The sequence below is a fragment of the Longimicrobium sp. genome (assembly GCF_036280135.1).
In the GTDB taxonomy this organism is placed as follows: Bacteria; Gemmatimonadota; Gemmatimonadetes; order Longimicrobiales; family Longimicrobiaceae; genus Longimicrobium.
Window position 1 is genome coordinate 1 of sequence record NZ_DASURI010000772.1, and the last position, 5,377, is coordinate 5,377.

The following is a 5,377-nucleotide window of genomic DNA, read 5'->3' on the forward strand; positions in this document are numbered from 1 at the left end:
ACCCGTTGTCGATGTTGACGACGGTCACGCCCGACGCGCACGAGTTGAGCATCCCCAGCAGCGCGGACAACCCGCCGAACGAGGCGCCGTACCCCACGCTCGTGGGCACGGCGATGACGGGGGCCGACACCAGCCCGCCCACGACGGAGGGCAGCGCGCCCTCCATCCCCGCCACGACGATGACGACGGCCGCGTCCGCCAGCGTGTCGCGGGCGGAGAGGACGCGGTGGATGCCCGCCACGCCCACGTCCGTCAGCCGCGCGACGGGGTTGCCGAACGCCGCCGCGGTGACGGCCGCCTCCTCCGCCACGGGCAGGTCGCTCGTCCCCGCCGTGACGATGAGCACGGTGCCGCGCGCCTTTCGCTCGACAGCGTTGGTCGCCGGCAGCCACGCCGTGCGGCCCAGGACGTTGATCTGGATGCCCGGCAGCGCGGCCCGCAGCAGGTCGTGCGCGGCCGCGTCCACGCGCGTGGCCAGGAACCCGTCGCCCCGCGCGGCAATGCGCTCGCCGATGGCCGCGATCTGCTCCGGCGTCTTGCCCTGGCCAAAGACGACCTCGGGAAAGCCCTGCCGCAGCGCGCGGTGGTGGTCCACGCGGGCAAAGTCCAGGTTCTCCACCGGCGCCCAGGCCAGCCGCCGCTCCGCGTCCTCCAGCGCGACGGCGCCGCGGGCCACGTCGGCCAGCAGCGCGCGCAGGCCCTCCGGCGTCACGCCGCCACCTGCTCGACCTGCGCCAGGTAGCGTTCCAGCTGCCGCTCCGCTTCTTCCAGCTTCGTCACGGCGAACAGCTCCTGGCGCAGGAACCGCCCGTTGGGCAGACCCTTGGTGTACCAGCCCAGGTGCTTGCGGAACTCGATCATCGCCTTTTCCTCGTCGTCCTCCCAGGCGATGGCCAGGCGCGCGTGCTCGATGACGATGCGAAAGCGCTCGGCCGCGCCCGGGTCGGCCGGGACGGGCCGGCCCTCCAGCGCCGCGCGGGCCTGCGAGAACAGCCAGGGCGCGCCGTGGCTGCCGCGGGCGATCATGATGCCGTCGCAGCCCGTGTGGTCGTGCATCCGCCTGGCATCTTCCCCCGTCCACACGTCGCCGTTGCCGATGACGGGGATGCTGAGCGCCGCCTTGACGGCCGCGATCTCGTCCCAGTTGGCGTGGCCGCCGTACATCTGCGTCCGCGTGCGCGCGTGCAGCGTGAGCACCTCGGCGCCCGCGTCCTGGCAGCGCAGGGCAATGCCCACCGGGTCGCGCGTGTCTTCCGTGAAGCCGCTGCGGATCTTGACCGTCGTGGGGATGCTGATGGCGGACTTCACGGCGCGGATGATGGACTGCACCAGGTCCAGGTCGCGCAGGCAGCCGGAGCCGCCATTGCGGTTGACCACCTTCTTGACGGGGCAGCCGAAGTTGATGTCCAGGAAGTCCGGCTCGTACACCTCTTCCACCAGGCGCGCGGCTTCGGCCATGGCCTCGGGCTCGGCGCCGAAGATCTGGATGCCGATGGGGCGCTCTTCGTCGTTGAAGCGCAGGTAGCCGTGCGTGCGGCGGTCGTGGCGGCGGATGCCTTCCGCCGACACGAACTCGCTGACGACGACGTCCGCGCCGAACGAGCGGCACAGCCGGCGGAACGGCGATTCACTGACGCCGGCCTGGGGCGCCAGGTACAGCGGCACGGAGCCGCGCTTGAGCAGGTCGATGGCGTTGCTGGACATGGGCGCAATATACACGGGGGGCGCCGGACGGTTCAACCGCCGGGCGCCGATGTTCAAGAGTGGGGCCGGGTTGGGGAAGGCGGAATGGGAGGGGATGGGAGGGCGGATGAGGCGGGATCGAGCGGATGAGGAAGGGATGGAGCGGATGAGGATGGATCGCGCCGGCAGCAACCCGCCCCTCCCCCGACCCCTCCCCGCTCGTTCCTCGCGGAGAGGGGAGAACGGCGGGATGCGGATCGGTGGGACGGCGGTCAGGCCATCAGCCGCGACGTCAGCTCCCAGCCTGAGCGGGTAAACCCGCCGCTGGGACGGCCATAAGCCCCGTCTCGCGCTGACGCGCGTTGCGAACGAGGCTTCAACCACCAATGCGCGCCGCCGCCCGGCGAGGGCGCCGGCATCGAGCGACTAAAGTCGCCGCAACGCCTGCGGAAAGCCTCACAAACTGCGTGAGGCTTCAACTGCTCGACGGCCGCATCGGTGCACATTGGTCGGCCTCCGCTGGGGCAGTCCGCGCAGGCGGACTTCGCGAATTTCCAGCGGCGAATTCATTCGCTCTGGACGCGCGGACGTCGCCATTTCTCCTGGCGCGAATCCCTTCGCTCGGCGAGGTGCCGGAGGCGAGCTCATCAATCCGCCAAACAAAAACCCTCCCCCGCCGGAGCAGGAGAAGGTTCGCCGTCCGCCGAGCCGATGCCGGCGCTCAGTCGCCGTAGCGGGCGTCGATGGCGGCGCGGATCTCCGCGAGGGTCTTGCCCTGCGCGTGCAGCTCGCCGACGAGGCGCGCCTCGCCCTGGCAAATGCCGCACGTGGTCGCCATGTCGTCCTCGTAGCACTCCAGCAGCGAGCGCTTGCCGTCCCGCTCGTGGCAGTCGCAGTAGCAGAACAGGCCGTCGAACACCTCGGGGATGCGCGCGGCGATGGTGTACGCGTCGCGCGCCCGCTCCGGCACCACCTCGGCGCTCAGCACGTTTGCGGCGGTGATCCCGGGGCGCGGCGCCGGGTGGCGCTTGTCGGCCTTGGGGTCGCGCGCGCCCTGCCCGTGGTGCTCGTGCCCGCCGCCCGGCTGCGCGTGCACGTCGCGCGGCGCGGCGAACGCGCCCACCAGCAGCGCGAAGAGCACGATCGCCAGGCGACCGGCGAGGATGGAGGGGCGGCGGATGGTCGGCATCGGGAAATTCGCTGGAAAGCGGATGGGCCGCACGAAAGATAACGCCGCCGCGGCCGATGCGCGAAGGTACACCCGGCCCGCCGTTTTGATTCGCGGACCGCGCAGACGACAAGCCCGCGCGTCGCGGAGACTCCCGCACACGCGGCGGGGATTCTCCCCCGTCGCGCGTGGACGGCCGCGCCGGTACATTGCCGGCCGCCGGGCCTCCGCCCTTCACGCGCGGACCCGGCCGAGTGCAGTTCCACTTTCGCACTCTCGCACTTCCGCACTTTCGCACTTTCGCACTCGCCGTTCGATGCTCGACGCCATCTTCCGCCCGCGCTCAATCGCCGTCATCGGCGCGAGCCGAAAGCCCAACACCATCGGCTACCAGATCCTGGAAAACCTGGTGACGCACGGGTTCGCGGGCGCCGTCTACCCCGTCAATCCCACGGCGGACGCGGTGCACTCCATCCGCGCGTACCCGTCCGTGGAGGCCATCCCGGACGAGGTGGACCTGGCCGTCATCGTCGTCCCCAAGCAGCACGTCTGCCAGGCGGCCGAGGCGTGCGGGCGCAAGGGGGTCAAGGGGCTCGTCGTCATCTCCGCGGGCTTCGCGGAGGTAGGCGGATCCGGGGTGGAGCGGCAGAAGGCGCTGATGGAGATCGTCCGCCGGTACGGGATGCGCCTGGTGGGGCCCAACTGCATGGGCGTGCTGAACACGGCGCCCGACCGCTCCATGAACGCCACCTTCGCGCCCACGATGCCGCCGGCCGGCCCCGTGTCGTTCATGTCGCAGAGCGGCGCCATGGGCGTCACCATCCTGGACTACGCGGCGGAGTACGGCATCGGCATCAGCCAGTTCGTCTCCGTGGGCAACAAGCCCGACGTGAGCGGCAACGACCTCGTGCAGTACTGGGCCGACGACGAGCGCACGGGCGTCATCCTCATGTACCTGGAGAACTTCGGCAACCCGCGCAAGTTCACGCAGCTGGCGCGGGAGATCACGCGCAAGAAGCCCATCATCGCCGTCAAGTCCGGCCGCTCCGTCGCCGGCGCCCGCGCGGCGTCGTCGCACACGGGCGCGCTGGCGGGGACGGACGCGGCCACGGACGCCCTGCTGCGCCAGTGCGGCGTGCTGCGCGCGGACACCGTGGAGGAGATGTTCGACCTGGCGATGGCGTTCAGCCACCAGCCGGTGCCGCGCGGCAACCGCGTGGCCATCGTCACCAACGCGGGCGGCCCCGGCATCATCATCGCCGACGCGTGCGAGGCGAACGGGCTCGTCGTCACGGAGCTGGCGCAGGAGACGCGCGACTTCCTGGCGAAGCACTTCCCGGAAGAGGCGTCGCTCGCCAACCCCGTCGACATGATCGCCAGCGCCACGCCGCAAAGCTACCGCATCGCCGTGGAGGCCGTGCTGGCGGATCCCAACGTGGACGCGGTGGTCGCCACCTTCGTCCCGCCGCTGGGCGTGCGGCAGGAAGACGTGGCCGAGGCCATCGTCTCCGTGGCCGCCGGGCAGACGGAAAAGCCCGTCGTCGCCGTGCTGATGGGCCGCGAAGGACTGCCGCAGGGCCTGGCGGAGCTGAACGCGGCCGGCATCCCCGGCTATCGCTTCCCGGAATCCGGTGTGCGCGCGCTGGCCGCCATGTACCGCCACCGCCGCTGGCTGGAGCGCCCTGTGGGCCAGGTGCGCGCCTTTGACGCCGACCGCGACACGGTATCCGGCATCATCGCGGCGGCGAAGGCGGAGGGGCGCGAGAAGCTGTCCGAGACGGAGGTGATGCGCGTCCTGGAGGCGTACGGCATCCCCGTGGCGCCCTACGCCGTGGCGCGGACGGCGGACGAGGCGGCGCGCGCGGCGGCGGAGATCGGCTATCCCGTCGTGGCCAAGGTCCTGTCGCCGCGCATCATCCACAAGTCCGACGTGGGCGGCGTGGCCGTGGGGCTGGAGGACGAGGCGGAGCTGCGCGCCGCGTTCGGGCGGATGACGACGGAGGTGCCGGCCCGCGCGGGGATCGACGCGGACGCGGTGGACGGCGTGCTCGTGCAGAAGATGGTGGGGCGCGGCAAGGAAACGATCATCGGGATGACGCTGGACCCGCAGTTTGGCCCCGTGCTGATGTTCGGGCTGGGCGGGATCTACGTGGAGGCGCTCAAGGACGTGGTGTTCCGCGTGCAGCCCGTGACGGACGTGGACGCGCGCGAGATGGTGCGCGCCATCCGCGGGGCGGCGCTGCTGCAGGGCGTGCGCGGCGAGCCGGCCAGCGACCTGGGCGCGCTGGAGGAGGCCATCCAGCGCATCAGCCAGCTCGTGGGCGACCACGATGCCATCCGCGAGATGGACGTGAACCCGTGGATGGCCTTCGCCGAGGGCGGCGTGGCCGTGGACGGCCGGATCCGCATCGGGATCGATTGAAGGGTCGCGCCGTTTGGACGGCCGGATTAAACTCCATTGACCCGGCTGAGCCCGTTTCGCACATCCTCTACTCGGACGATCAAATGGCGTCGGACCCAAACGGC

The 5,377-nt window shown here is 71.3% G+C and carries 4 protein-coding genes; 1 reads left to right on the top strand and 3 read right to left on the bottom strand.

Annotated features, from left to right (window positions below; translation table 11 throughout):
* The 3 genes from larB to VFZ20_RS24930 all read right to left on the bottom strand — a co-directional run.
* On the bottom strand, positions 1–712 hold a 712-nt coding region (gene larB / locus VFZ20_RS24920; RefSeq protein WP_329686670.1), incomplete at its 3' end, for a nickel pincer cofactor biosynthesis protein LarB.
* Entirely contained in the window at positions 709–1,704 is a 996-nt protein-coding gene (gene dusB, locus VFZ20_RS24925) for a tRNA dihydrouridine synthase DusB (protein WP_329686671.1), read from the bottom strand. The genes larB and dusB, both read right to left, overlap by 4 nt.
* Positions 1,705–2,404: 700 nt before the next feature.
* Entirely contained in the window at positions 2,405–2,872 is a 468-nt protein-coding gene (locus tag VFZ20_RS24930; protein ID WP_329686672.1) for a CYCXC family (seleno)protein, read from the bottom strand.
* Between the two features lie 295 nt (positions 2,873–3,167).
* Here VFZ20_RS24930 and acs point away from each other — a divergent pair, with 295 nt between their 5' ends.
* Positions 3,168–5,273, top strand: coding sequence for an acetate--CoA ligase alpha subunit (gene acs / locus VFZ20_RS24935; RefSeq protein WP_329686673.1), 2,106 nt, complete (start codon positions 3,168–3,170; stop codon positions 5,271–5,273).
* Positions 5,274–5,377: the final 104 nt, after the last annotated feature.

Excerpts from the sequence above, each read along its gene's own strand:
- dusB (WP_329686671.1), bottom strand. The coding sequence starts at position 1,704 with ATGTCCAGCAACGCCATCGACCTGCTCAAGCGCGGCTCCGTGCCGCTG.
- VFZ20_RS24930 (WP_329686672.1), bottom strand. The coding sequence starts at position 2,872 with ATGCCGACCATCCGCCGCCCCTCCATCCTCGCCGGTCGCCTGGCGATC.
- acs (WP_329686673.1), top strand. The coding sequence starts at position 3,168 with ATGCTCGACGCCATCTTCCGCCCGCGCTCAATCGCCGTCATCGGCGCG.